General features: G+C 45.8%; 22 protein-coding genes. 5 read left to right on the forward strand and 17 right to left on the reverse strand.

All coding sequences use genetic code 11. The annotated features are described in order from the left end of the window. Nucleotides 1-13: 13 nt before the first annotated feature. Entirely contained in the window at nucleotides 14-967 is a 954-nt protein-coding gene (locus MKX70_RS02260) for a site-specific integrase (protein WP_340839503.1), read from the forward strand. Further along, entirely contained in the window at nucleotides 898-1,188 is a 291-nt protein-coding gene (locus MKX70_RS02265) for a site-specific integrase (RefSeq protein ID WP_340839504.1), read from the forward strand. Before MKX70_RS02260 ends, MKX70_RS02265 begins: the two co-directional genes overlap by 70 nt. A 37-nt stretch (nucleotides 1,189-1,225) precedes the next feature. Here MKX70_RS02265 and MKX70_RS02270 read toward each other — a convergent pair whose 3' ends face one another. The 3 genes from MKX70_RS02270 to MKX70_RS02280 are packed head-to-tail and all read right to left on the reverse strand — an operon-like array spanning nucleotide 1,226 to nucleotide 5,215. Then, nucleotides 1,226-1,657 (reverse strand): hypothetical protein, encoded by a 432-nt coding sequence (locus tag MKX70_RS02270; protein WP_340839506.1) that lies wholly within the window; start codon nucleotides 1,655-1,657, stop codon nucleotides 1,226-1,228. Further along, complete coding sequence (locus tag MKX70_RS02275) at nucleotides 1,658-3,505, reverse strand: DEAD/DEAH box helicase (RefSeq protein WP_340839507.1); 1,848 nt, start codon at nucleotides 3,503-3,505, stop codon at nucleotides 1,658-1,660. Between the two features lie 51 nt (nucleotides 3,506-3,556). Then, a complete protein-coding gene (locus MKX70_RS02280; protein ID WP_340839509.1) occupies nucleotides 3,557-5,215 on the reverse strand; it encodes a pentapeptide repeat-containing protein in 1,659 nt (552 codons plus the stop codon). Between the two features lie 113 nt (nucleotides 5,216-5,328). On the opposite strand from MKX70_RS02280, the gene MKX70_RS02285 reads away from it, so the two are divergent. Then, complete coding sequence (locus MKX70_RS02285) at nucleotides 5,329-7,326, forward strand: retron Eco8 family effector endonuclease (protein ID WP_339189479.1); 1,998 nt, start codon at nucleotides 5,329-5,331, stop codon at nucleotides 7,324-7,326. Between the two features lie 193 nt (nucleotides 7,327-7,519). Further along, complete coding sequence (locus MKX70_RS02290; RefSeq protein WP_340839510.1) at nucleotides 7,520-8,569, forward strand: reverse transcriptase family protein; 1,050 nt, start codon at nucleotides 7,520-7,522, stop codon at nucleotides 8,567-8,569. Between the two features lie 695 nt (nucleotides 8,570-9,264). Here MKX70_RS02290 and rlmD read toward each other — a convergent pair. From rlmD to MKX70_RS02310, 4 genes are all read right to left on the reverse strand, one after another. Then, the gene (gene rlmD, locus MKX70_RS02295; protein WP_340839511.1) at nucleotides 9,265-10,791 is read right to left on the reverse strand and encodes a 23S rRNA (uracil(1939)-C(5))-methyltransferase RlmD; all 1,527 of its coding nucleotides are present in this window, start codon (nucleotides 10,789-10,791) and stop codon (nucleotides 9,265-9,267) included. 43 nt (nucleotides 10,792-10,834) lie between these two features. Continuing rightward, on the reverse strand, nucleotides 10,835-11,728 hold the full coding sequence (locus MKX70_RS02300; RefSeq protein WP_042232470.1) for a diacylglycerol kinase: 894 nt from the start codon (nucleotides 11,726-11,728) through the stop codon (nucleotides 10,835-10,837). A gap of 264 nt (nucleotides 11,729-11,992) precedes the next feature. Next, nucleotides 11,993-12,763, reverse strand: coding sequence for a sirohydrochlorin chelatase (locus tag MKX70_RS02305; protein ID WP_340839512.1), 771 nt, complete (start codon nucleotides 12,761-12,763; stop codon nucleotides 11,993-11,995). Between the two features lie 3 nt (nucleotides 12,764-12,766). Beyond that, nucleotides 12,767-13,057 (reverse strand): YerC/YecD family TrpR-related protein, encoded by a 291-nt coding sequence (locus MKX70_RS02310; protein ID WP_019913624.1) that lies wholly within the window; start codon nucleotides 13,055-13,057, stop codon nucleotides 12,767-12,769. A gap of 404 nt (nucleotides 13,058-13,461) precedes the next feature. On the opposite strand from MKX70_RS02310, the gene MKX70_RS02315 reads away from it, so the two are divergent. Then, nucleotides 13,462-14,010, forward strand: a complete 549-nt coding sequence (locus MKX70_RS02315; RefSeq protein WP_042232467.1) for a hypothetical protein — start codon at nucleotides 13,462-13,464, stop codon at nucleotides 14,008-14,010. Nucleotides 14,011-14,134: 124 nt separating this feature from the next. Here MKX70_RS02315 and corA read toward each other — a convergent pair whose 3' ends face one another. The 10 genes from corA to MKX70_RS02365 all read right to left on the reverse strand — a co-directional run bounded on the left by corA (nucleotide 14,135) and on the right by MKX70_RS02365 (nucleotide 23,930). Continuing rightward, nucleotides 14,135-15,094, reverse strand: coding sequence for a magnesium/cobalt transporter CorA (corA, locus tag MKX70_RS02320; protein WP_042232465.1), 960 nt, complete (start codon nucleotides 15,092-15,094; stop codon nucleotides 14,135-14,137). Nucleotides 15,095-15,303: 209 nt separating this feature from the next. Continuing rightward, complete coding sequence (locus tag MKX70_RS02325) at nucleotides 15,304-16,206, reverse strand: response regulator (RefSeq protein ID WP_042232463.1); 903 nt, start codon at nucleotides 16,204-16,206, stop codon at nucleotides 15,304-15,306. Nucleotides 16,207-16,209: 3 nt separating this feature from the next. Further along, nucleotides 16,210-17,499: an ATP-binding protein gene (locus MKX70_RS02330; protein WP_042232461.1), complete on the reverse strand. Its 1,290-nt coding sequence runs from the start codon at nucleotides 17,497-17,499 to the stop codon at nucleotides 16,210-16,212. Between the two features lie 87 nt (nucleotides 17,500-17,586). Continuing rightward, on the reverse strand, nucleotides 17,587-18,237 hold the full coding sequence (locus MKX70_RS02335) for an amino acid ABC transporter permease (RefSeq protein WP_042133429.1): 651 nt from the start codon (nucleotides 18,235-18,237) through the stop codon (nucleotides 17,587-17,589). 31 nt (nucleotides 18,238-18,268) lie between these two features. Beyond that, nucleotides 18,269-18,919, reverse strand: coding sequence for an amino acid ABC transporter permease (locus MKX70_RS02340; protein WP_042232459.1), 651 nt, complete (start codon nucleotides 18,917-18,919; stop codon nucleotides 18,269-18,271). 168 nt (nucleotides 18,920-19,087) lie between these two features. Then, nucleotides 19,088-19,939, reverse strand: a complete 852-nt coding sequence (locus MKX70_RS02345) for a glutamate ABC transporter substrate-binding protein (protein ID WP_340781059.1) — start codon at nucleotides 19,937-19,939, stop codon at nucleotides 19,088-19,090. Nucleotides 19,940-19,971: 32 nt separating this feature from the next. After that, nucleotides 19,972-20,700 (reverse strand): amino acid ABC transporter ATP-binding protein, encoded by a 729-nt coding sequence (locus MKX70_RS02350; protein ID WP_340781060.1) that lies wholly within the window; start codon nucleotides 20,698-20,700, stop codon nucleotides 19,972-19,974. A gap of 301 nt (nucleotides 20,701-21,001) precedes the next feature. Then, nucleotides 21,002-21,991, reverse strand: coding sequence for an inorganic phosphate transporter (locus tag MKX70_RS02355; protein WP_340839513.1), 990 nt, complete (start codon nucleotides 21,989-21,991; stop codon nucleotides 21,002-21,004). A gap of 13 nt (nucleotides 21,992-22,004) precedes the next feature. Then, nucleotides 22,005-22,622, reverse strand: a complete 618-nt coding sequence (locus MKX70_RS02360) for a DUF47 domain-containing protein (protein WP_039298293.1) — start codon at nucleotides 22,620-22,622, stop codon at nucleotides 22,005-22,007. Nucleotides 22,623-22,826: 204 nt separating this feature from the next. Further along, nucleotides 22,827-23,930 (reverse strand): DUF3048 domain-containing protein, encoded by a 1,104-nt coding sequence (locus tag MKX70_RS02365; RefSeq protein WP_042232455.1) that lies wholly within the window; start codon nucleotides 23,928-23,930, stop codon nucleotides 22,827-22,829. Between the last annotated feature and the right edge of the window lie 26 nt (nucleotides 23,931-23,956).

Raw genomic sequence — 23,956 nt, forward strand, 5'->3', positions numbered from 1 at the left:
AAGGTGTTTTAACTTGGCTAATATCCAAAAACGTGGTGATAATTCATGGTTCTTAACAGTTAATGCTGGTAAAGACGCTAGAGGAAAATACGTTCGTTTCACAAAAACCGTTCATTGCCGAACAAAACGAGAAGTGGAAAGCGAATATGCTAAATTTCGGATGGAAGTGGAGGCGGATGAATATGTATCGCCTCAAAAACTAACATTTGGGGCGTTCGTCGAAGAATGGAGAGATAAGTACGCCGTAAAGCATCTGGGATTCAAGACGTTATACACATATAACTCTAATCTTAAGACCCGAATTCTTCCGTACTTTCAGCATCTACGACTAGAGGAAATCAAACCACTTCACATCGTAAACTTTCTAAATCAACTCGAAAAGGAAGGAAGCCGTGGAGATAAAAAAACAGGAGGCTTAGCCTCTGATACGATTGAAATTCAGTACCGTATCTTAAAAAACATACTCAAACGTGCAGTGGAATGGAGAATTATTAAGCGAAATCCGGCTATCGATGTACAGAAACCAAAAGTCAATTCCAAAGAGATCGTCCCTTACAATGAAACAGAGGTAGAACAAATGCTTCGAGCGTTGCAACGTGAGCCGTATCACTGGAGGGTTATGATCACTTTGGCTCTTACAACCGGATTACGGCGGGGCGAGTTACTCGGGCTAGAGTGGAAGCATCTTGATTTCAACAATGGGATGTTAGATGTTTCACAATCTATGATTCACGCGCTTAAAGGTAAAATCATCGTTAAATCTCCTAAAACTAAAAAATCTATTCGAAAAGTAGCATTACCAAGCTCCATGTTAAAGGAGCTACGAGAATATTACGCTTATAGAATGCAAAAACCATTGACGTTGGCGATTCGTGGTATAGCGGAGATTGGTTCTTTATGTTCTCACATCCCAATGGACAACCTTTCCATCATGAGCGTCCCTACCTTTGGTTTCGACAGTTCATAAAGAAAAATAGCCTTCGGTACATTCGGTTCCATGATCTCCGGCATACCTCAGCCACGATTCTGATAAACCAAGGCGTTCATGCTAAGATTATCTCAGAGCGACTAGGACACGGCAGCATTGCCACCACTATGAATATTTATGGACATGCTCTGCAAACTGCTGATCAGGCTGCTGCCGATAAGTTTGAATCATTTTTCACATCTGATACACATGGGCAATAAAGAAGACGCTCCTTTAGGTAAGGGGCGCCTCTTACTTTTATGCTATTAAAGAATGTAATTTTTTTTCAATCTTCGTTTTAAGATTACTAGGTAATGTCGATAAAAACCTCGAGATTTGTTCTTGCTCGTATGATTTGTTCAATAAAACGAGTAGCTCATCGAGAATATTCGCTTCGGTTGTATCTCTATCCCAAATCACGTTTGTTCCCTTATAGGTTTCTTCATCAATTCTTAATAATTTCTTATCCAGACTATAATAGTATCTAAGTTTAGTTTCAACTAATTTATTAAACATTTCTTCCCTAAAAACAAGTTCTCCAATAATCATTTGATTTTGTCTTCTATAGGAAATATTGCTATAGTCATCTAAAAAAATATTATCGGTCAAATCGCTAGGTTGTACTCCGTCAGTGAGTAATAAGTGTATTAGCTCGTCAATCTTGCATTTTATTTCAATCGTTACATTCATTTAAATCATCCTCCTTAGTTCCTCAATTATTACATCAAGGTACTTCTGTGAATCAAGCAAAGCCTCAGGTTCTCTCCTTTTAACAGGTCCATATTTGGCATACAATCTTGCATTAATGTATCTTACCAATATTCCATCATTGGTACAATCACTATTTAGATTATGAATAATTTTGTTGAACTTCAAATACAGATTGGTGTCTTTAGGGTTTATACCCTTTTCTTCAAGAACAACTTGGACTGCCTCATTGGCATTGTTATATAAAAGCCCACGGGTTTTTTTCCTGAGTAATTCCGGCCTCTTTGACAATAAAAGCTCATTAATTTCATTCTTTTTGGATGTAATTGATTGCTTTTTAATTGCCTCTTTAGCTGCTAGTACGTCTTCTTCGCTAAGTCCTGCATCTCTAAGTTTTTGAATCTTACTCTCAAGTTCTGATTCAATTTGAAATCTTGCTTGTTCAAACATTTCGTTGAAATCAAGGCCAGAAAGGTAGGAATCCTTATCACTTATAAAATACTGATCCTTTTCAATAGAGGCATAAACAATTTCTCGTTTCTCATATTCTCTATCTGAGATTGCATATTCTCTTACTGGAATTTTTTTGCTTTTCTCTACTTCTTTTGAGAAAATCTCCCACATTAAATTCAGGCCTATTTCTTCGTGGAATATAACCACTGCATTATTATCAATTGCGAAATCTGTTATCTCCTCATTAGGAATAGCTCTCAAAACTCTACCAATAACTTGAGCAAATGCATTTAAACTACGATATGGTCTGAATAAAGAAAGTACTGTCAAATACTTATGATCATACCCTTCCATTAACATATTAACTGAAACGACAACCTCACATTTATGATCCTCAATATCCATAAATGCTTGTTCAAGTTCATCAGGTTTCATTCCACTGTGAACAATTCTGACTGTCGAGCCTTTATCCTTATACCAATGTGCAACATCTTTTGCATGTTTAATGCTACATGCTACGGCAAGAATTTTATGTGGAACATTTGGAGAAGCTTCTTTTATTATTTTTAACTGTTTAATACTTTCATCTATTACATCTATTGAACATTCTTCCGAAAGAGCAATGGATTTTTCAACCCACTCCTTTTCTTTTATTTCGAGAACTTCATCCTTACTGTACTTCTTTGAGTCGCCGGGAATAGAGAAATACAAGTTTCCATTGTTAATGGTAGCCTTTCTTAGCCACTTGACATACTTTAGTGCCATAACTTCAGATAAAGATGTATTGTGTATTTCTTCACCGGGCAGTTCTTGATGGTCTCCTCTATATGGCGTTCCCGTAACGTGTAGTTTTTTTGCCTCAGAAAAGTATTCCAAAGCTTCTACCCACGTATTTGCTACAGAATGGTGCGCTTCATCAATAATAACCAAATCAAAAAAATCTCTAGGCACAGTATTTAATAAAGATTTTTGATTAGCTTTATTTAATTTATGTACATTTGTAATAACAAAATTACATTTTTCTAAGCTGGATAGTAACATATCAGCTTCATATTCTTCCACTACTGGCATATCTTCCGGTGAAAATATCACATCCTGGTTCAACCAAAAGTTATCCTCTAACGGGTGCAGTGTTTTGACCACGCTCTTTTTCGTTACCAATCCAGGCGTTATTACAAGTACCCTCTTATAGGAAACTCCGTAGGGAGCAATTGAAATCAGCCCACTTTTACCCGTACCAGTAGGTAATACCACTAACGCCTCTCCTTTGGGATTACTTTCAAAGTACTCTTTAATTTTAATATAGGCTTCAATTTGTGGCTCTCTAAGTTTTTTGTTTTCAATAATATTGGGTACAATTTTCATGAAATATGTCAATTAACATCACTCCTTTTCGAAATGTTCTTGTGGGTTTACAAAACTATTAATTTAACTTGGAGGAGAATATTTTCTACCAAACATTGATAACCACCACTTGTTAGTAGGACTTTCAACTAGAACAATTTCATCCTCAAGGTACTTCTTTAATTCATCCGTTTGATAACCGAAATTACAATTATCTAAAAAGACTTTTTCAACTAATAAGGCTTTAGTCACCGGATTACATTCTATTAGGCAATTTTTCCAAGATAGTCCTACGAACTTTCCGCCTTTCCATTCCAAACCTTTCATTGCACACTCAATAAATGTAGATCTTTCCACGTACATTTCATCAAATCTTCCTCCACCAAATTCAGTCAATTGAATATCCAGTCCCCTCCACTCCCCACCAAGAGTACAATCGTAAAACTTGGTATTATCTGAAAAAATCATATAAGAAGCTTTAACCCCATAAAATAAGCTTTTTTTCCAAGTACAATTCCTAATAACTACACCCTCTAATACGGCTCCATTAAAACGAACTCCTATTCCCTCACATTTCTCAAAAAGCGATGTATGTAGGGTGGACTTAGTGAATATTGTTTTAGTCATTCTACAGTCATTCATTTGTGTCTCGAACATACTAGCATTTATAAAATTTATATAACTCAGATCACAACTTAAGAATTGAACATTCTTCAACTTTGTTCCTTTAAAACTGGAACGATAAAGAATACAATTATTAAAGACAACATCTTCTATTGTTCCTTGTTCTATTATTAAGTCAGGTAAGTAAGCATTGTTAATGTTCAGCTTATTGCTTGAATTTTTTTCCATGCTAATTTTTCGTGCACTAAGTACTTTCCCTAAAGTACGAACTATTTCTTTAATTGCCGTATGACATTTTAACCACTCTTCGACAATCCGCTGTAAATCTCGCTTTTTCACAGCATACTCGTTCATGTTTTCTGCATATTGTTCATAACTCCACTGACTGATTTTCTCTTCTCTAAAGGTAGAATAAAAACTTTTATGCCAGTTAGACCATTCATATTCATCTAGCTTAAAGAAGTTGACTAGCATATCTCTATTTTTTTCGTGAATGAAATGGCGTGCTGCCAGTTCTAATTGGCGGTCATGTAAAAGCCGGCTCTCTTCCGCAAGTAACGGAATAACTTGTTCGGGAAACTGCTGAAGAGCAACAGCTGCTGCTTCTCTCACCTCAGGAATCGAGTCAAATTTAATTACATTAATTAAATATCTTATAGATACCTCATATTCTCCCAAGGCTTGAACTGCACCAAGCCTTACAGGGGTACTATCACTTCCTAACTCCTTCAGCATACCCGAAATCCTATCCTTTTCATTTTTTTCACTTTGGATATTGAGACTATTGATTGTGTTCTTATGAGCATTCCTTGTTGCATAATAAGTTATAAGCAGTGAGCATATTCCAATTACTGAAGTAATCATTTGCAATATTGGGCTCCAGTACAATGATCGCTTCTCTCGTTTGATTTTTTCAGTTTCCACCTTGAGTTTTTCACTTTCATTTTTTAGCTTTTCAGTTTCCTGATTTAATTTTTGAATCTCGATATCACTTTTATTTTTAATAGCAGTAGTAGCTACAGTCGATGCTTGTGTATGCATAGGACTAATTAAAAAAAGAGGACACAAAAAAAAGCATAAAGCAATTGTATTAAAGAATAGGCGTAAGCGATGGTTCATATAATAAAAACCTCCATTCATTGTACCGTAATATTTTACCATACAAATTAGAATATTATAGATAATATTCTCTTTTCTTACTATAATAAAAAAGACAAATAGGAGGAGTGCACTTGGCTATCCGTAAAATAGAGGTTGATAATTGTAAATCATTGTGGAATATAGAGGTTACACTGAATAGGATTAACTGTTTGTTGGGTGAGAACGGTTCGGGAAAATCAAACTTACTTAAAGCCGTTAATTATTTCTATCAAAATATGACTGAATCAAATCTTCAACTTAACTTGCATGATAAACACAACCCATTTGTTGAAGATATGAAAATCACTATTTGGTTCGATTTTCATAGGATTCGTTCAATTGCTAAGAGTCATCGAAGTGCAAACCGGATATATGGTCATGAATTTAAGCCCTACTTCCGAAAACTACTATCCATGGACAAGTTATTTCGAGACGGGAACGACCTAATACCATTAACTCTTACTCAAAAAAAGCGTGAGGGAATAACCTGGAGTTTGCCTTACGAATTCCGTGTAATCTTGAAGAATCTGTTCCCTGTCTATTTTGTTAATGCACGACATATAAACCTTACGAATTGGGATCAGTTATGGGAAACTATCGGTGACCTCGGTACACTAGAAACTAAGGACAGACCAATAAATAAAATCAAGCAGGCGTTGGAGGAATGCTTAGGACCTCAATATAAGAAGATCGCAGAAAAACTCGAAAATGAACTAGACGTTGGCAACTTAGAACTAAGATCGTTTCGGCCTAAGCTAATGTTTTCTCATTTATATCAACTTCAATTAGGAGGGCGTTCATTCCGTTATCAAAACGAGGATCTGGATTACTTTTCAGATGGACTGAATTCTTATAATTATATTAAGCTCTTATCTAGGATGGTAATTCAGCTATCGGAGTTGCGACTAAAAGAACCGCTGATTATCCTCGATGAACCAGAAACGGGATTACATCCCCGGTTTTTAGATGACCTTAGCAAAATCATTTCCAAGGATATAGGTTTTACTGGTTTCTTGATCGCCACTCATTCGCCTAGATTTATTCGGAACATGTTGAATATCGGAGATAGTTGTAGTTTATTTCACATACAGATGCAAGATAGACATACTTCTATACAGCAAATGAAAGGGTTTACTGACAATAGGGAAGTTCAAACATTCACAGAGCTGGAAGCTAGCTATTATTTTGCAAAGGCCATTCTTTTCGTTGAAGGAGTAACAGAGTTAGAGCTGTTTTCAAACCCAGAACTTGTTAAACTATTCCCAGGACTTAGGGAAATTGACGTTTTCCCTTTTAGCGGGAACTCTGTAAGACTCAAATCTATTAATCCCGTTGAAAAAAATATAAGTATACCTTACCTTATTCTTACTGATATGGATAAAATAATTCAATACGATTCAAAGTCTAGTCGATTCACTCCTTGTAGCGACTCAGCTGTTTTAAATCCTCTCAAGGATCGGAAGGCTCATAAAAAAGAGATGTTCTACTATTCAAATAGAAAATCTCAAACTTATACTACTAGACGTCAGATTGAAGGTTTATTGGAGAAGTGTGCATTTTACTCACATCCTCATTGGGGTATTATTGACAGCCCATATTTTTATGAACTCATAAATTTAATAAGAGAATATTGCATATTGCATCATGTTTTCCCAGTTAGCACAACCGTCGAAGGGCTACTAATACACCCCGACAACTACTTACTCGTTTGGGATTATATATGTCGAACAGAGAAGGATGACCAAAAACTTAATCAATTACGTTCTATATACAATTATTCAGAAACACCTTCCTATAAAACCACTATCCTCCGTATGTTACACGGTGGAAAAGCAGATCATAATTTAACCAACAAACAGAGATATCCAGAATCAAGAGAACCTGAATACGCACCCGCAAAAACAATTTACAAATTAATTAATCAATATAGTTACGGAAAGACTAGTGGATGGGTGACAGCGTACATAAATGATGTGTTTGAAAATGTTATTAACAAGGCTCAAGAGAGTGAACGTAAAGAGCTTTTTGAAAGCTGTTTTCCTGAGCTATACAAGCTTATTACAGTTATGCTAGAATTAACAAGGAAATAGGAAGACGGGTAGTAAGCGTGAATGTATATATGCGTTCCGCTCCTTGTTGTGTTGAAACCAAGGGTTAAGTGCTATAAATTTAAAAACTAGTTATCGCGGATTGTCCCGGTGATATATTGATCGCGCCTAAAATTAAAGTTCGCTTCGCGAGGCATTGGGTAGGTACCCGTTTTCCTATCTCTTAGTTAGAAAGGTGATTCTTATTCAGATATTTAGAGAAAGCTTTTTTTTCGGTCATGTTCTCAAAGCCAAGGAATCTCTAATAAAATCATGCTTAGAAAACAAAAACGATTACTACTACGAGAAGATAATTCCAAAAAAAACACACGGGTTTAGAACTCTACATTGCCTTAGAAGAGATTCTGAATTATATAAATTACAATCAGAGCTTACCCATAATTTTTTGGATAAAATACCTATTCCCGACTATGTATGTGGATTTGTTCCAGGAAAATCATATCGCGATTATTTAGCTCCACATATAAGACAAGTCAACGTGGAAAAAGATCGCTATTATCTACGCTTGGATATTAAAGACTTTTTTTCTAGCCTCTACAAAGAAAACATTCTAGATATGTTAAATCCTTATTTTCGTCTTGAACCAGTGAAGAATGAATCTTTACTGGAATATATTGCTGAACTTACCACTCTGGATGGAGTTCTACCTCAGGGAGCAATCAGTTCACCATCACTATCGAATATTCTTTTCAGAAGAATGGATATTAGAATCAATAAATACTGCAAACAAAAGGGTTATACTTATACTCGTTATGGAGATGACCTTTTATTTTCATCTGTAAATGATAATCTACATAATGCTTCGACGATATACTTATTCTCCTCTATTCTTAATGATGGGGGATTTACTTTAAATGAGCGAAAAATCCGGAAAGGGATCAATCAAATGTCCCTTAACGGATTTGTTGTCGGATCAAATTTACGTATTTCTCGTAGTAAGCGCGCAGATATTGGAAATATTTTATATTTATTTGCTACCCACCAACCCGATGAAAGAAAGAAACTACTCGATATTTTGAATAAAGAGTCTTTTCGGTATCGTCGGAAAAATAGTGATGATTTATATTTTTATAATGACAATGCTCTAATACATTATCTTGCTGGTTACAGGGCAATGCTAATTGGTTGGTTACCGGAAGATAGAAACCATCTGCATTTTGAGGAAGCAATACGTACAATTAATCAACTAGAAGCACTGCTCGAGAAAATTCATTACATGGAATAACTCCTACTTTCGGAGTTTTTTTCTGTTCTATACTCTTTTCATGTTCTCTCTCCCATGAAATATAATACACATCTCTGTCAGCGATAATAAAGACATTTCTGGAATTGGTAACAAAACTCAGATAATTTCCGTCCGATTCTCCGTCCGATTCTTTTGCCCTACTTATGATACGGCTCACCTTAATTAATCTTCACTATCCTCCCTGTTAGTAAGAACGGTCCCTCCTTGGACATGTGTAACGAAGGAATGAGAGGTCAATTACCCGGTGGTCACTAAATTCCTAACACTAATAAGCCCGCTGGACGGTAAAGATGCTGCCATCCTGCAGGCTTATTCTTTATGTTTGGAGACGGGGACAAAGAATAAAATAGGACAAGCTATTCGTACTTTTCTACATTGGATCTCAAGTCAATACTTCTTTTATTATCTATACATCCGCTTTTACATCTGTACACGTTCCCAAATGAAACTAAGCACCCTGAGTCCTTATGAATACCAAAATCAGGCTGCTTAAATATCGCTTTGTATTTGTCTACTTGACAGGTGTTACTTCATTTTTTCTGGTGTCTTCTTTTCATTCAGGCTCAAATCCGGTGAAGTTTTACATCAATTTTACATCAAGACTGATCTTCACCATCTGTACCAGCAAAGTTTTTAATCTGTACCATATTGAAAATCCAAGTAAATAAAGGGTTTTATTTCACTGTTCCACTCTTCACCAACACCGCCACCGACTCCACATGCACAGTATGCGGGAACATATCCACCGGAGTGACCTCCACGGTTCTGTACCCGCCATCCTCCAGCACCCGCAAGTCCCGGGCCAGTGTCGACGGGTTGCACGACACGTATACTACCCGCTCCGGCTTCATTAGCAAGATGGTCTCCAAGAGGCGCGGGTCGCAGCCCTTGCGCGGGGGATCGACGACGATGACGTCCGGGGTGATGCCCTGCTCTTTCCAGGCAGGGATGACATCCTCTGAGGCACCAACTTCAAACTTCACATTGCTCATGTTGTTAAGCTTCACGTTCGCGCGGGCATCCTCTATAGCTTCAGGCACAATTTCCACCCCGTAGACCTGGTCTGCATGCTGGGCCAGGAACAGCGAGATGGTTCCGATGCCGCAGTAGGCATCAATTACAGTCTCGCTTCCGGTTAACGCAGCGTATTCCAGGGTTCTGCCGTACAGTACCTCGGTCTGGACCGGGTTCACCTGGTAGAAGGAACGCGCTGAGATAGCGAACTGCACATCTCCGATATAGTCGTAGATGACATCGCTGCCCCATAAGACGCGGGTATCGTTACCGAAGATTACATTAGTCTTCTGGGTGTTAATGTTCTGGCAGATGCTCGCCACTTCAGGAAGCTGCTCACGGATACTGCCGAGCCAGGCATCCAGATGCGGGATATCCCGGCCATTCGTAACCAGCACCAGCATCATCTGGCCGGTGCGGAAGGCCTTCTTCACCACAACGTGGCGCAGCAGCCCGCGGCCGGTCTCTTCGTCATAGGCGGTAATGCCAAGCTCACGGCCAATGCTCTTCACGGCAGCAACGACCTTGTCATTGTCTTCATGCTGAATCAGACAGGTCTCCATGTCGATGATCCGGTGACTGCCGCGTGCGTAGAATCCGCCGACCAGACCGCCGTCGGTCACGCCAATCGGCACCTGAGCCTTGTTGCGGTAACGCCAAGGCTCGTCCATGCCAAGGGTAGGCAGGACAACGATTCCTTCGTTCAGGGAATCCGCAGCCATTGTACTTGCCACATTAGCACCTGCACCCGGAGACCCTGCAGCACCTGCGTTTGGCACACCCGCAACCTGCAGCTTCCCGATCCGCTCCAGGTTGTCCACCACCAGCTGCCGTTTCCACGCCAGCTGGGCGGTATAATCCATATGCTGCAGCTGGCAGCCACCGCATTGATCATAGATCGGGCAAGGCGGCCCTATACGGTCGGGGCTAGCCTGTACCAGCTCCATCAGCTTGGCATAACCATACTGCTTCTTGGTCTTCAGCACTCTGGCGCGGACCTTCTCACCGGGGAGAGCGCCCTGCACAAAAAGGGTAAAGCCCTCTACGCGGCCTACCCCTTCACCTTCATGGGTCATGCCGATAATATCGAGCAGGACCTCATCATTCTTAATCACTGGCAGTCCGGCGACAGAGGCCGGTCCTTGTTCCCGGCGGCTTGCGCTGCGCCCGCTGCGGTGTTTACTCATGTGTATAGGTTCACTTCTTTCATTATCTTCACTATTAATCTTGTTAATTATTCTGCGCGAAGATCCGCAGATGATGCGGCAGAATACTGAAATTGCCCGGCAGCGTGCCGCCGAGTTCGCCGTCCAGGTTAAGCAGGACGTGGCCGGGAGAAGTAACCTCCATTGCATCGGTGCGGAAATGGATGACCTTCTTGTCATTCAGATGATCGCCGCGGATCGTAAGCCGGACCAGCCGGATGAATTCGGCCAGGTTGCATTTCTTGACGGCAATTACATCGAGCAGGCCGTCATCAATTCTGGCCCCCGGAGCCAGCTTCTCGAAGCCGCCGACGGAGTTCGTATTGGCGATCAGGAAGAGCATGAACTCGTCATGGATCATCTCTTGGCCGTTCGCGCGGATGTACAGCTCCTGCGGAGCAAGGCTGGCCATCTTCTCTATACCCTTCAGGTAATAGGCAAGCTGGCCCATCATGGTCTTCAGCTTACTGGGAACCTCATAGGTAAGCTCCGTCAGCTGGCCGCCGCCGGCTATATTAATGAAATAACGGTCATTGGCTTTGCCGAGGTCAATCAGGCGCGACTCCTGGCGCAGAATCAGGTCGCAGGAATCCTCCCAATTCTTCGGAATGCCCATAGCCCTGGCAAAATCGTTGGTAGTCCCGAGCGGTAACAAGCCGAGCGGGGGAAGGTTAGGCTTCTCAGCCATCCCGTTGATTACTTCATTGAGCGTACCGTCGCCTCCGGCAGCTATGATCAGATCATACGTACCGCGCTCTACAGCCTCAGCTGCGGCTGCTGTGGCATCGCCCTCTCCGGTTGTTGCATGACAGGAGGCTTCAATGCCGCCAACATCCAGCCGGTCTAAAATATCGGCGAGTCGTCTTTTCATTTCTTCCCGACCAGAAGTGGGATTATAAATCAATCTCGCAGTTTTCATTACCGGAACGCCACCTGTTTATATAATGGATAACCTTACTGATTATACCCAATTCAGGACCCCACAAGCAATGTCAGGGAGCTTCAGAGGATTATATTTATACTCCCGCGCAGCGCTGGAGACCCCTCAGCCCGGCAGAAAGTATAGATATATGTATGCGGCGGCTGCCAAAATAAATACTGGACGCATTCTATTTTTTCTACGGTGACTATTTGGACTTTCTGCCACTGCCCGCCCCCAGATTTCTTGATTTTTTGTTATTTTCTAACCCCGGCCCCGCAGACGCTGTAGCGCCGCCTCGACCTGCCGTTCAATCCAGCGCGGCAGCAGCGGATGCGGCAGCAGGGTCTGGCCGGAGTAGGCATAATCGAGCCCTTCCAGCCGCTGCGGGATAACAGCCTTGGTGAAATACCCCTCACTTAAAAAGAGCGGAGCCACCAGTACATCATGGCCCTGCTCCTGCCAATACTCCACTTTGCTTCTTACGCTGTCCGGATTCAGCAGCCCGTAATCGGCCGCAGCCAGCCCGCTTATGTCCCGTACCCGCGCCGCGAGTGAGGAGATCCCCTGCTCCCAGCGTTGCCGGAAGCCCTCATGAATGCTGCCGTGTCCGACGAGCAGCAGGGTCTCCCGCTCGGGATGCTTCGAGAGTCCACGGAGCTTATCCCAGATCATCTGGGCAATGTCCGGATCGTCGTCAACCGGATAGCCGTAATGAATCCGCGCTGTGACCCTGAACCGCTCCAGATCCGTCTCCCGTTCCGGAACCGGCTTAGCACCCAGTGCATACTCTATCTCATCGATATGCGTACTGCCGGAAGAAACAAACAAGGGGATCACAATAATATCTGTGACCCCTGCACGTTCCAGCTCGTCTATACCGTCTTGGATCAATCGCCCTTCTACCAGCTCCAGGAAAGATACCGCCACGGGAATCTCTTCCCCCAGCGATAAATGACTCACGGCTTCCTCTACGATCGACACCCAGGTCTTATCGCGGGAGCCGTGGCTGATCATCAGCACACCCGGCTGCATCAGTTATCGTCCCAGACGTTCCAGCGTGAGCTTGTAACCGTCATTGCCGTAGTTCAGGCAGCGCTTCACACGGGAGATTGTTGCTGTACTGGCACCTGTTTCTGCTTCAATTTGATTGTATGTAGACCCTTTGCCCAGCATCCGCGCGACTTCAAGGCGCTGCGAGAGCGATTGAATTTCGTTCACTGTGCACAAATCATCAAAGAACACATAACATTCTTCCATATTTTTCAATGTTAAAATAGCCTCAAATAATTGATCGATACTTTTATCGTTTAGCTTCTTAAGCTGCATCGTTTATCATCCCCTAAAAGTTTGGTCCATACAAAATGGATACTCGGAAGCATAAATTTAATGTGACTATCTTGCCTCTACTATATTGCACTGGAGCACATTTTTCAAGCATTAACGGTTTCACGCTGTAAAGAACGAAAATAATGGACAAACGTCCACCCCGGGCGCACATCGCTCATGGGGCTAACGGCCCTTTTCCCTAGCTTCATAGGATTTACCGCCTTAACTATAGTACTACAAAACCTCACGAAATCAAGCATGGACACGGTTTCTTCACTTCCAGAGGGTACTTGTAGGCATTCGCCCTTTTCCGCTAGTATCCCGGTTACCCGGGCATTCGTCTATACCGTATGTTCGCCCATGACATACAGTATAGCAAACCACTAACGAAGGAATGTGATATTATGCCTGAGCATTACTATAATCATTCCCGCAGGGAAGGGCGTTCACTGGCTGAGCCGTACAATCTGTCACCCTATCCGGGCCTCACTTCCTACGCCCCTGCCCCGCTTCCCGGAGAACCCGGAATACTGCCTGCCTTGGGTGCTGAAGCTGCCGATACCGCACTTGTTGTGCCCGCTGCCGAAGCTGCTACTGCGAAGGCCGGGGGTCTGCTGGGCGGGCTGGGCAACCTCGGGAGTCTGGCGAATATGGAGCAGATCAAGGGAATTGTCGACCGGATGGGCGGGATTGACGGGATCGTCAACTCCATGGGCAAGGTACAGAAGGTCATGCAGGGATTTTCACAGATGGCTCCCATGGTGAAGCTCGTGATGGGCGGATTCGGCAAAGGCAAGGGAAACGCAGCGGGAGCACTTGCGGCGGAAGAAGATGCGGCACTGTATACCCCCAAACGGCGCAAAAAAAGACGCCCAACCACGCAGCGCCGCAAAAATACCTCCAAGAGCCGCAAAACCGGGGCCCCTTCCTCTGTTAAGCGCCGTCGTTCTTAAGCGGCGGCGTTTAACACGCCTTGTCTGTCTGCTGCGAGGCCGCTGTATTCCAAGAATACCCGTGCGTCGTCAGCCATAACCATTCTTTTATACCGCTGCTCCTTGTCCGGTTCTCTGCACGGTCTCACTTAAACCAGCCGCTCCGCCGGAACCATCTGAACATTCCAACTCCCAGCACCAGCATCAGCACCAGCACCGCGAAATAACCATAATCCCAATCCAGCTCCGGCATCACCCTGAAGTTCATCCCGTATATTCCGGCGATCAGCGTCAGCGGCATAAATACGGTAGTAATCACCGTCAGTGTCTTCATAATGGAATTCATCCGGTTGGAGTTGAGCGAGATGTAGCTGTCACGCAGATCGGCGGTCATTTCCCGGTCAACTTCAATCATGTCGGTCAGCTTCAGCAGATGATCATAAATATCACCGAAGTAGATCCGTTCTTCCCCGTTGCTCTGCACATGCTGCGAGTTGACGATCCGGTACATCAGATCACGCATCGGCACGATGGTCCGGCGCAGCTTGAGCAGTCTTCCGCGCACGTTGAACACCTGGCTCATCAGCTCTTCCACCGATTCACTGTCGCTCTTGCTCTCCAGATCTGCCAGTTCATCCTCCAGGGTGTACAGCGAAGGGAAATACCTGTCGACCAGCTTGTCCATTACGGTGTAAGCAGCAGCCATCGGCCCGCCCGACCAGCCCTTACGGCTATGAATTTCAGCTTGGACCATCTGCCACGCTTCCTCCATTTCCGATTTATTCTGGTGATGGTAGGAAACGAGGAATTTTTTGCTGAGAAAAAGATCGACCTCTTCCGCCTCCAACGTACGCTCATTAAGCGCATGCAGCACGAAGAACTGCACTTCCTCGTAATAATCCAGCTTCGGTCGCTGCAGCACATGCATACAGTCTTCAATGGCCAGCGGGTGAAAATGAAAATAAGTGTCCAGCAGCAATGTTTCTTCTTCCGTAGGCATGGCAAAATCCGCCCAAATCCAGGCATAGTTATCCAGCACTATACTCTGAAGCGGCAGGTCAGTCAGCACCTCACCCTTATGCGTTACCGCAAGCGTTCGTATCATATATGAGTCCTCCACCTTATCCTGCTATCCGCATGGCAACAGCCCGTTGCCTGTCGGCCTGCTACTATTGTAACGCATGAGGCCTACTATTATGAAACTTCTGCATCGTTCCCGGTTCCTGCTATCAATCTCAAAAAAATAACCGCCAGTCCGCTGGGCAGCGGTTCCGGAGGTTTATTCCTTGCTTCATTTTCCGTATCCATTCCGCTCTAGCGGCCCATCCCCTCCAGCACTTCCAAATGAAGCACCTGCAGGAACTTCTTGATGTTCACCTTCACCTTGCCGGTGTCTCTCCCCTGTTCAATCTCTTTCATCTTCAGGCGTACTTCTTCAAAGTCGAAATACAGCGGCGCATAATGCTCGAACTTCGGATTGCCGTAATCCGTCAGACCGATGGAAGCAAGGTTCGCCAGTCCGGCAGCCAGCGCGCGGCGCAGACGCTGTTCAATCGCTTTGACTTCCTTGGCAGCATCGGCTGGCACCGGTTTATATGTAGCGGCTGCCATTTCATACAACTCCTTGAGCGGCGGAAGGCTCCCGCTGTTCCCCCCCGCCACCACCAGTTCCATGATCGTGATAATATCCCGGCTGCCATTCTCCGAGATCATTCCCATATTCATCAGAATCGGCTGGATAATCTCCTTGACGGAGCGTTTGCCGGACGGCATCTGCGGCATTCCGAACTGCAGCCCCTCCAGCTTGCCTAGCGTCAGCTTAATCTCATCCAGATAACGGCCCATCGCATAACGTTCATTCACCTTGTACAGCACAGATTCGACTTCAATCTTATTGATCGGCTTGCGGATGAAGAACTCGATCCCGCTTTTATAGGCGCGGCTGACCATATCCCCGTTCTCAATCTGTGAGATCATCACGAACTTGGAACGGCAGCCCTGCGCCTGCAGGGATATGATCGTCTCAATACCATCCTGGTCCGGCATCAACAGATCCATCAGCACAATATCCGGCGTCTCGCTCAGGATCAGGGCTACCCCCTCCTGCCCGCATTCCGCCGTACCCACCACTTCGCCAAGTCCGCTATCCTCAATAATATGCTGCAGCATTCTTCTTGCCGACGCGTCGTCATCTACAATACAGAAAGAAAGTGGCATTCTCTATTCCTCCTTCCGCAGCTTTGCGCTCGGCACAATAATCTGGAACATGGCCCCTCCGGCATGTGACACCGGCTGAACGGTAATCGTTCCCTCGAACATATTCACTATATCCCGTACATGAGAGAGTCCAATCCCAGTAGCGGCGATTCCCTCTTCATCGAATTTCGTAGTAAAACCCGGCTCGAACAACAGCTCCAGGTCGCGTTTATGAATCCCTGCCCCGCTATCGGTCACTGTAAAAATGGTCATGCCGTCTTTCTCATAGGCATCCAGGTTGATGCTGCCTTTACGTTTGATGACTTCCACCGCATTGGCAGTGAGGTTGTTAAGCAGAGTCAGCAGAGGAATATAACTGTCGGTTGTGTAATCGGAGGTAATATGAATATGAAAATTGACCTGCTTGCCCAGCATTTCGGCGTATTTGGCATTGCTCTTGACCGTGAACCGCAGAATTCCCGATAACGGCATATCACCGGTAACCTCGCGCTCCACCAGCTTCACAAGCCCGGCCAGAATCCGCTGGGAATCCTTCTTCACCTCATGGATCTGCTGGGTGATATCCAGCACCTGGCGGCTATACGGCTCCGGTCCTTCCCCGGCCTTCAGATTGCGGTACAGCTCGAAGCTGTTTAGAGTCACATTCTCCAGCGTTCCGATCGACTTCTTGAGATAGAATACTTCCCCGTACAGGCCGGAGCCGAAGCCGAGCATCTGCTCGATCCGTTCGTTCTGTTCACGCGCCCTGATCCGCATCTGGCTGACGGAGATACTGCTGTATACCCCCGTCGTGAAATACGTACGCAGGACAGCAATCGCCATCAGATACGTCCATTCGTTCAGCCGGAAGGAGGCCGAATCCAGTACAATCAGCCGGGTCAGCAGCTCCATTTCATTCGACAAGAGATCGATTACCGCGGCAACAGCGCCCAGCACCAGCGGATGGAAGGTATCCAGCCGGCTTTTGATGGCATGCATCAGCATGGCGAACACAATATAATAGACCATCGCGGAGAAATGACTGTTCAGGCTCTGCTCAAACGTCAGTCCGCTTCCTTCTACTGCATCCATTGCGGTCCGGAACAGCAGGACGACCACACCCGTAGCAATGCCTGTACTGATATACGGCAACTGCCTCATTAAAAGCAAAAACAGCAGAAAAGCGCTGCTGCCCATAGCAATCCGGAAGATGTCGCCATCAAACGGATTTATTTTGAATTCACCGGCCACAGCGGTAACGACCGCTACCAGCAGAATCTCTGCAACTCTCATTCTCAGAATAGATTGTCCCATCGCCACTGCTCCTGCCTAGAGATGTTGACAACTATAGTATCATACCCGCACTTTATTTTATACGGTTTTGCCCCGAACCCGCTCGATTTATGCTGTTTTGTTCTCAAGTCTTCTGGAGAGCATGGACAGCAGGAAGTTTACGGTGAAATAGATCAGTGCCACAAGCGCGAGCGTCGGTATAGCATAGCCATAGCTGTGCCCGATTACGATATTCGCATTGTGCATCAGCTCCGGCAATGAAATGACTACCGCGAGTGAGGTGTCCTTCAGCAGCGAAATGAACTGGCTGACCAGTGGCGGAACCATACGACGCAGTCCCTGGGGGAGCACGATATGCCACAGAGTCTGAAAATTACTGAGACCGGAGGAACGTGCAGCCTCAATCTGCCCTTTATCAATGGACGTCAACCCGCCCCGGACAATCTCAGCGATCATCGCCGCCTCGAATATCGTTAGTGCAGCAATCGCCGCCGTAATCAGTCCAAGCTTAATTCCTACCTCCGGCAAGGCGAAGCGGATGAAGAATATAATCAGCAGCAGCGGCAGATTACGGATCAGCTCGACCAGGTAGAACATCACCGGAGACAATACCGGCACTTCTGAATAGCGGATGACTCCAATAATACAGCCAATGACAAAACTCAGAATGATCGATACAAAGGCAACGATCAGCGTAATATACAGTCCGTCCAGCAAAAACTTCAAATTATCGGCGGAGTATGCACCAATAAAATCCATGATATCCCTCCTTTATGCTTTGAGTGGCTTCTTAATATTTGCGCTGCAGTCTGCGTTCCCACACGCGTACGCCGTAGCTGAGCGGAAGGGTAAGTACCAGATAGAACAACGCCACGAAGATGTAGGTGTCGAAGGTACGGTAAGTCTCTGTTGAGATACTGTCCGCGAAATACATCAGATCAAGGCCGGCTACCAGCGTCAGCACCGAGGAGTTCTTGATCAGGTTGATGAACTGATTGCCGAGCGGCGGGATGACTAGCTTGATCGCCTGCGGAAGGATGATATGCAGCATCGTCTGTATGTAGCTTAGGCCGGATGAACGTGATGCTTCCATTTGTCCCTTGGGAACAGCCATGATTCCGGCGCGGATCGCTTCGGCGATGAAGGCAGAGGTGTATACCGCAAGTCCGATCGTTCCCGCCTTGAAGCCGTCCAGCGTAAAGCCCAGAGCAGAAGGTCCATAATAGAAGATGTACACTACAAGCAGCAGCGGGATATTGCGGATGAACTCCACATACGCCGTTCCGAACCAGCGCAGCGCTCTCACAGTAGTAATGCGGAAGACCGCAATCACTGCTCCGATCAGGAAGCTGCCGATCAGGGCCAATACACTGGACATCACAGTGCCGTAGAACCCTTCCATATACAACCCGAAATAATCCGTTAATATTGAAAATTCCATTGATTTCACCTGCCTTTGCCCAAAGATGAGTTCGTAGTTCGTTCTTGCTCTACATAGGAATCCTTCCTATAAACAAGTAGAAACGGCAGTGCCATCCTTATGGGATGGCATCCGTTTCTGCGAGTAATATAAGGCAGGTTGTGAAGTAAGCTGAAGCTTAGAACATGCTTATTTCGCTGGAGCTTTACCAATCCATTTCGTATAAATGGCATCATACTCACCGTTTGCTTTCAGTTCAGCCAGTGTATCATTCACGGCTTTAACTACATCGGTGTTGCCCTTTTGAACTGCAATGCCGTAAGGCTCATCCGTGAACGGCTCGCCTACAACTTCATAGCCAGGGTCCTGCGAAGCCATACCGTACAGAATCGCATCGTCCGTAGTCAATGCATCGCCTTGCCCAGCCTTCAGGGCGCTGAAGGCATCCTGATAGTTATCGAATTCAAGCACGGTTACACCCGGCACTTTTTCTTTGATATTCTTAATGGAGGTTGCGCCTTTGGAGCCCAGGATCTTCGTATCCTTCGTTACGTCATCCAGTCCGGTAATCGGGCTGCCCTTCTTCACCAGCAGGGATTGGCCTGCCTGGAAATAGACGTCGGAGAAATCAACTTCCTTCTTGCGTTCTTCAGTGATGGTCATGGTAGCTACAACCATATCGATTTCGCCGTTATTCAGCATCGGAATACGTGTCTTGGAGGTCACTTCCTTCAGCTCGATCGCGTTCTCGTCACCCAGAATTTTTTTGGCGATGGCTTTGGAGATATCAATGTCGAAGCCCTCCACGTTGCCGGATGCAGGGTCCTTCAGACCGAACAGGCGGGTATCGTACTTCACACCAACGAGCAGCTTGCCTCGTTCCTTGATCTTGGCAATCGCTTCTGAGTCAGTAGCCGTTCCTGCAGCAGCGTCATTCCCTCCGGTATTGTTCTTGGCATTGTTGTTGCCGCAGCCGGCAATCACGAGCATAGCCGCGATCATCAATACACTTAACATTTTGAAGCTTTTGGACATTTTCATTTCTGTTCCTCCCCTGAATCCTATATATTTGTTTAATGACTTAATACACGGCTGAGAAATGTTCGTGTCCGGTCTTCACGCGGACTGGCGAAGAATTGCTCCGGCTCTGCTTCTTCCACGATCTGTCCCTGATCCATGAAGATTACCCGGTCGGCAACCTCGCGGGCGAAGCCCATCTCATGGGTAACGACAACCATCGTCATGCCCTCGCGGGCCAAAGTCCGCATAACATCGAGTACTTCCCCGACCATTTCCGGGTCAAGCGCCGAGGTCGGCTCATCGAACAGCATAATCTTCGGCTTCATCGCCAGCCCCCGGGCAATCGCCACACGCTGCTGCTGTCCGCCGGACAGCTGTGAAGGATAGGACTGTGCTTTATCGGCAATCCCGACCTTTTCCAGATAATACATCGCCGTCTTCTCGGCTTCCGCTTTGCTTAGTCCAAGCACCTTAATCGGTGCAAGTGTGATATTATCAATCACTCGCTTATGCGGGTACAGATTGAAATGCTGGAAGACCATTCCGATCTCTTTGCGCAGCTTGTTGATATCTGTCTTGCGTTCATTTACGGTTATACCGTCAACGGTCAGTCCGCCGCTCGTAATAGTCTCCAGTCGGTTAATGCAGCGCAGCATAGTGCTCTTGCCGGAGCCGGAAGGACCGACTACGACAACCACTTCCCCTTCCTGAACATGCAGGTCAATGGCTTTCAGCACATGGAAATGTCCGTAATGTTTGTCTACCTGATGAAAGTCGATCAACGACAGGCCCCCCTTTGTATATCATTATGTGTTTGTCAGCTATGGTAACACTTAAAACACACCTTACTTTAAAGACTACCAAAAACTACAACATACTACGAAAAACTTTAATCACCCATGTCATTTTCTTTTCTAAATGTGACGTATTTCATTTTCTTTTTACGCCTATTAATGTTTTTTATCAGTTTGCTGTAACTTATTGTGACATTCCTCTCTTGATAAATGAAAACACAAAAAAAGATGTCCTCAGCCAACCATGGCTTCCGCGACATCTTGTTCGGTTAATCTATTCTATTCAAATCTAGAAAAAGAGTTTGAAGATCAATCCCGCCAGCACTGCGCTGATCGGAATCGTGATGAACCAGGTCACGACAATCCGTCCGGCAACTCCCCATTTCACAGCGGAGAAGCGTTTGGCCGAGCCTACCCCCAGAATGGATGAGGTAATGGCGTGGGTTGTACTTACCGGCAGATGCAGCAATGTAGCCGAGAAAATAACAGATGCGGCCGAGATATCCGCAGCAAAGCCGTTAATCGGCTCAATTTTGAAAATTTTGGTACCCATGGTCTTAATGATCTTCCAGCCGCCGATGGACGTTCCGAGCGCCATGGATGTTGCCGCTGCAATCTTAACCCAGAGTGGTACATGCATAGTGTCGAGCCGTCCCGATGTTACGAGGGCAAAGGTGATAATCCCCATCGCCTTCTGGGCGTCATTCGTACCATGTGTGAAGGATTGGAGCGCCGCCGTAATGATCTGCATGGAACGGAAACCCTTGTTCACGGTATGCGGACTGCGCTTTGCAAAGATCCACTTTAGAATCATCATCACAACATAACCGATGGCAAATGCGATCAGCGGGGAGAAGATCAGCCCCTCCACAATCTCAATGAAGCCATGCCATTTCACATTCTCCGAACCTGCACCTACATATACCGCTCCGGCCAAAGCTCCGATAAGCGCATGGGAGGACGATGATGGAATCCCGAGCCACCAGGTTACCAGATTCCAGATAATCGCCGCAATGAGCGTCGCAATAAGAATATCTATCCCGTTATCCAGGAGTGCCGGGTCAGCAATGCTGCCGCCGATCTTCTTCGCTACGCCTTCAAACATCAGCGCACCGATAAAGTTCATACTTGCTGCCATCATAATGGCTGTACGCGGCTTCAGCGCGCGTGTAGAGACTGAGGTAGCGATTGCGTTGGCTGTATCATGGAAACCATTGATAAAGTCAAACGCCAGCGCAAGAAATATAACAAAACCTAGTACATATATAGATGTATCCATATTTCAGAGCCCCTTATGAATTGCGCATGATGATCGATTCCAGCATGTTGGCTACGTCTTCACATTTATCCGTGGTCGTCTCCAACCGCTCGTACAATTCTTTGCGCTTAATCAGTTCAATCGGGTCTTTTACAGTTTCGAACAGGGCCTTCGTACAGATACGAAGCACTTCATCGCCTTGGTTCTCCAGATCATTCAGACGGATCGTGTATTCACGGATCGCCAGCAGCTTCTTCTGGGAGAGCAAATGAACCGCTTTTTGGATTTCATACGCACTTTGGCGCAGAATTTCCGCGAACTGGACGATATACTCATCCGCATCCAGCAGGTTATACATATAGAAACGCGAGGCAGAAGCCTCCAGACCATCAATAACATCATCCATGCTTGTGATCAGGTCCATGATGTCGTCACGTTCCAGCGGCGTAATAAAAGTTTTGTTCAGTTCCTTGATGACGGTGTGCGTGTAGGTATCGCACTGGGATTCGTATTTCTTCATCACCCCGGCGAAATTCTCAACATTGTCCTGGAGAGTCGAAATATTCTGAGCGAAGTAATCTGCCGCCTGAACAATGGTATCCGCCATGTTTTCCAGCGTCTCAAAGAATATATCCTTTTTTCTCAACTTCATTAGCTTTAAACCCCTTTACATAAAATTGCCGTGAAAACGTGAAGCCACCCAAATGTAAACAGCATGAAAATGAATGACAACCCTTGTTATCTTATCATATCAATAGAATGGATAGAAGTAAAAAACCGAACTTTTTTACACTATAATAACAATTCCCTGTAATTGCGAAAATAATCATATGAACGGTTAATTATCCGGTGCTTATCAGGTGGGACTAGGTGCCAGCGCATAATCGACATGGCTGCCGAAGGATGGACTGTTCGGTACAATCAGAATATGCGTTATGCCGGGGTACATCAGCGCTTCCCTGCCGTCTTCTTTCACGAACCGGATGATGTCTCCGGGCCTGCGCGACCATTTGCCGGGAATCGCTACTCCGCGCTGAAACAGCAGCGCTTCCCCGCCCAGCTCCACATCCACCTGCAGCCTGCCGACATCATCGAGCACCTTATGGTCAGAGCCCATTACGATTACGTTCGCCGCTGCCACCGGACTGTTATTATTCAGATCCAGATGCGGTTTGCCGTTCACCCAGCGGACATAGGTGCGCTGCTCAGCATTATATTTATACCCCACCGTATAGCTCTTCAGCAGGAAGCTTACATTGAATTCCAGCGCGGGCTTCCCCTCAGTAGGCGCATAATCCGGATCTGTGAAAAGCAACCCGGGAACCTCCACACTTTCGGCAAATCCCAGCTTCCCTGCACCTTCCCGCAGCTTGGCGGCATTGCTGTATAGATTATGCGGGGCTTTGCGCTCCTTGTCCCGCCAGAAGTAGGCACCTGCACGGCCGATCTCGTCCATGTCCTCCTTCTTCTGCTTCTGCAGAATGGCGTAAGCCGCCGGACTGCCTCCCGCATGCACAGTCACACCGCCGTAGCTCTCGCCAATGTCGAGCAGATAAGGGCGGATACTGCGGATCGGGCCGATCTTCACCACCCCGGTATGACTCTGGAAGATTCCGATCAGCCGGGTAATTCCGCCCTCCGCCAGTACTTCGTAGAGGATATCCGCTTCGCTGACTCCGGATTGCGGCCGGGCAGCCGGGGCATTATTGATCATGACTGCGAGCGGCCGGGGCAGCGTTCCGTCCGTAGCCGGAAGCCCCGTTAATCCGGATACTATTCCCGCTGCAGGCGCTATTGTCGGAGTGGGCTGCGCAGCTTCTGTCGGCTGGGGTTCAGCAGTAGCTGCTACTGTAGTCGGCACTGGAACCGTTACTGCATTCTCTGTCCCGCAGGCGGAGAGCAGGGCGGCAGCAAGGACGAAGACTGATATAGGACGGGCTGAAGACCGGTTTATCGTCATAAACTTGTTGTTCCTCCTAAAGTTTT

Origin of the sequence: Paenibacillus sp. FSL R7-0312 (genome assembly GCF_038004445.1) — a bacterium.
Taxonomy (GTDB): domain Bacteria; phylum Bacillota; class Bacilli; order Paenibacillales; family Paenibacillaceae; genus Paenibacillus_AQ.

Bases quoted from the DNA above. Each gene is read 5' to 3' on its own strand.
- MKX70_RS02265 (WP_340839504.1), top strand. From the start codon at position 898: ATGTTCTCACATCCCAATGGACAACCTTTCCATCATGAGCGTCCCTAC.
- MKX70_RS02270 (WP_340839506.1), bottom strand. From the start codon at position 1,657: ATGAATGTAACGATTGAAATAAAATGCAAGATTGACGAGCTAATACAC.
- MKX70_RS02280 (WP_340839509.1), bottom strand. From the start codon at position 5,215: ATGAACCATCGCTTACGCCTATTCTTTAATACAATTGCTTTATGCTTT.
- rlmD (WP_340839511.1), bottom strand. From the start codon at position 10,791: ATGAGTAAACACCGCAGCGGGCGCAGCGCAAGCCGCCGGGAACAAGGA.
- MKX70_RS02300 (WP_042232470.1), bottom strand. From the start codon at position 11,728: ATGAAAACTGCGAGATTGATTTATAATCCCACTTCTGGTCGGGAAGAA.
- MKX70_RS02305 (WP_340839512.1), bottom strand. From the start codon at position 12,763: ATGCAGCCGGGTGTGCTGATGATCAGCCACGGCTCCCGCGATAAGACC.
- MKX70_RS02310 (WP_019913624.1), bottom strand. From the start codon at position 13,057: ATGCAGCTTAAGAAGCTAAACGATAAAAGTATCGATCAATTATTTGAG.
- MKX70_RS02315 (WP_042232467.1), top strand. From the start codon at position 13,462: ATGCCTGAGCATTACTATAATCATTCCCGCAGGGAAGGGCGTTCACTG.
- corA (WP_042232465.1), bottom strand. From the start codon at position 15,094: ATGATACGAACGCTTGCGGTAACGCATAAGGGTGAGGTGCTGACTGAC.
- MKX70_RS02325 (WP_042232463.1), bottom strand. From the start codon at position 16,206: ATGCCACTTTCTTTCTGTATTGTAGATGACGACGCGTCGGCAAGAAGA.
- MKX70_RS02330 (WP_042232461.1), bottom strand. From the start codon at position 17,499: ATGGGACAATCTATTCTGAGAATGAGAGTTGCAGAGATTCTGCTGGTA.
- MKX70_RS02335 (WP_042133429.1), bottom strand. From the start codon at position 18,237: ATGGATTTTATTGGTGCATACTCCGCCGATAATTTGAAGTTTTTGCTG.
- MKX70_RS02340 (WP_042232459.1), bottom strand. From the start codon at position 18,919: ATGGAATTTTCAATATTAACGGATTATTTCGGGTTGTATATGGAAGGG.
- MKX70_RS02345 (WP_340781059.1), bottom strand. From the start codon at position 19,939: ATGAAAATGTCCAAAAGCTTCAAAATGTTAAGTGTATTGATGATCGCG.
- MKX70_RS02355 (WP_340839513.1), bottom strand. From the start codon at position 21,991: ATGGATACATCTATATATGTACTAGGTTTTGTTATATTTCTTGCGCTG.
- MKX70_RS02360 (WP_039298293.1), bottom strand. From the start codon at position 22,622: ATGAAGTTGAGAAAAAAGGATATATTCTTTGAGACGCTGGAAAACATG.
- MKX70_RS02365 (WP_042232455.1), bottom strand. From the start codon at position 23,930: ATGACGATAAACCGGTCTTCAGCCCGTCCTATATCAGTCTTCGTCCTT.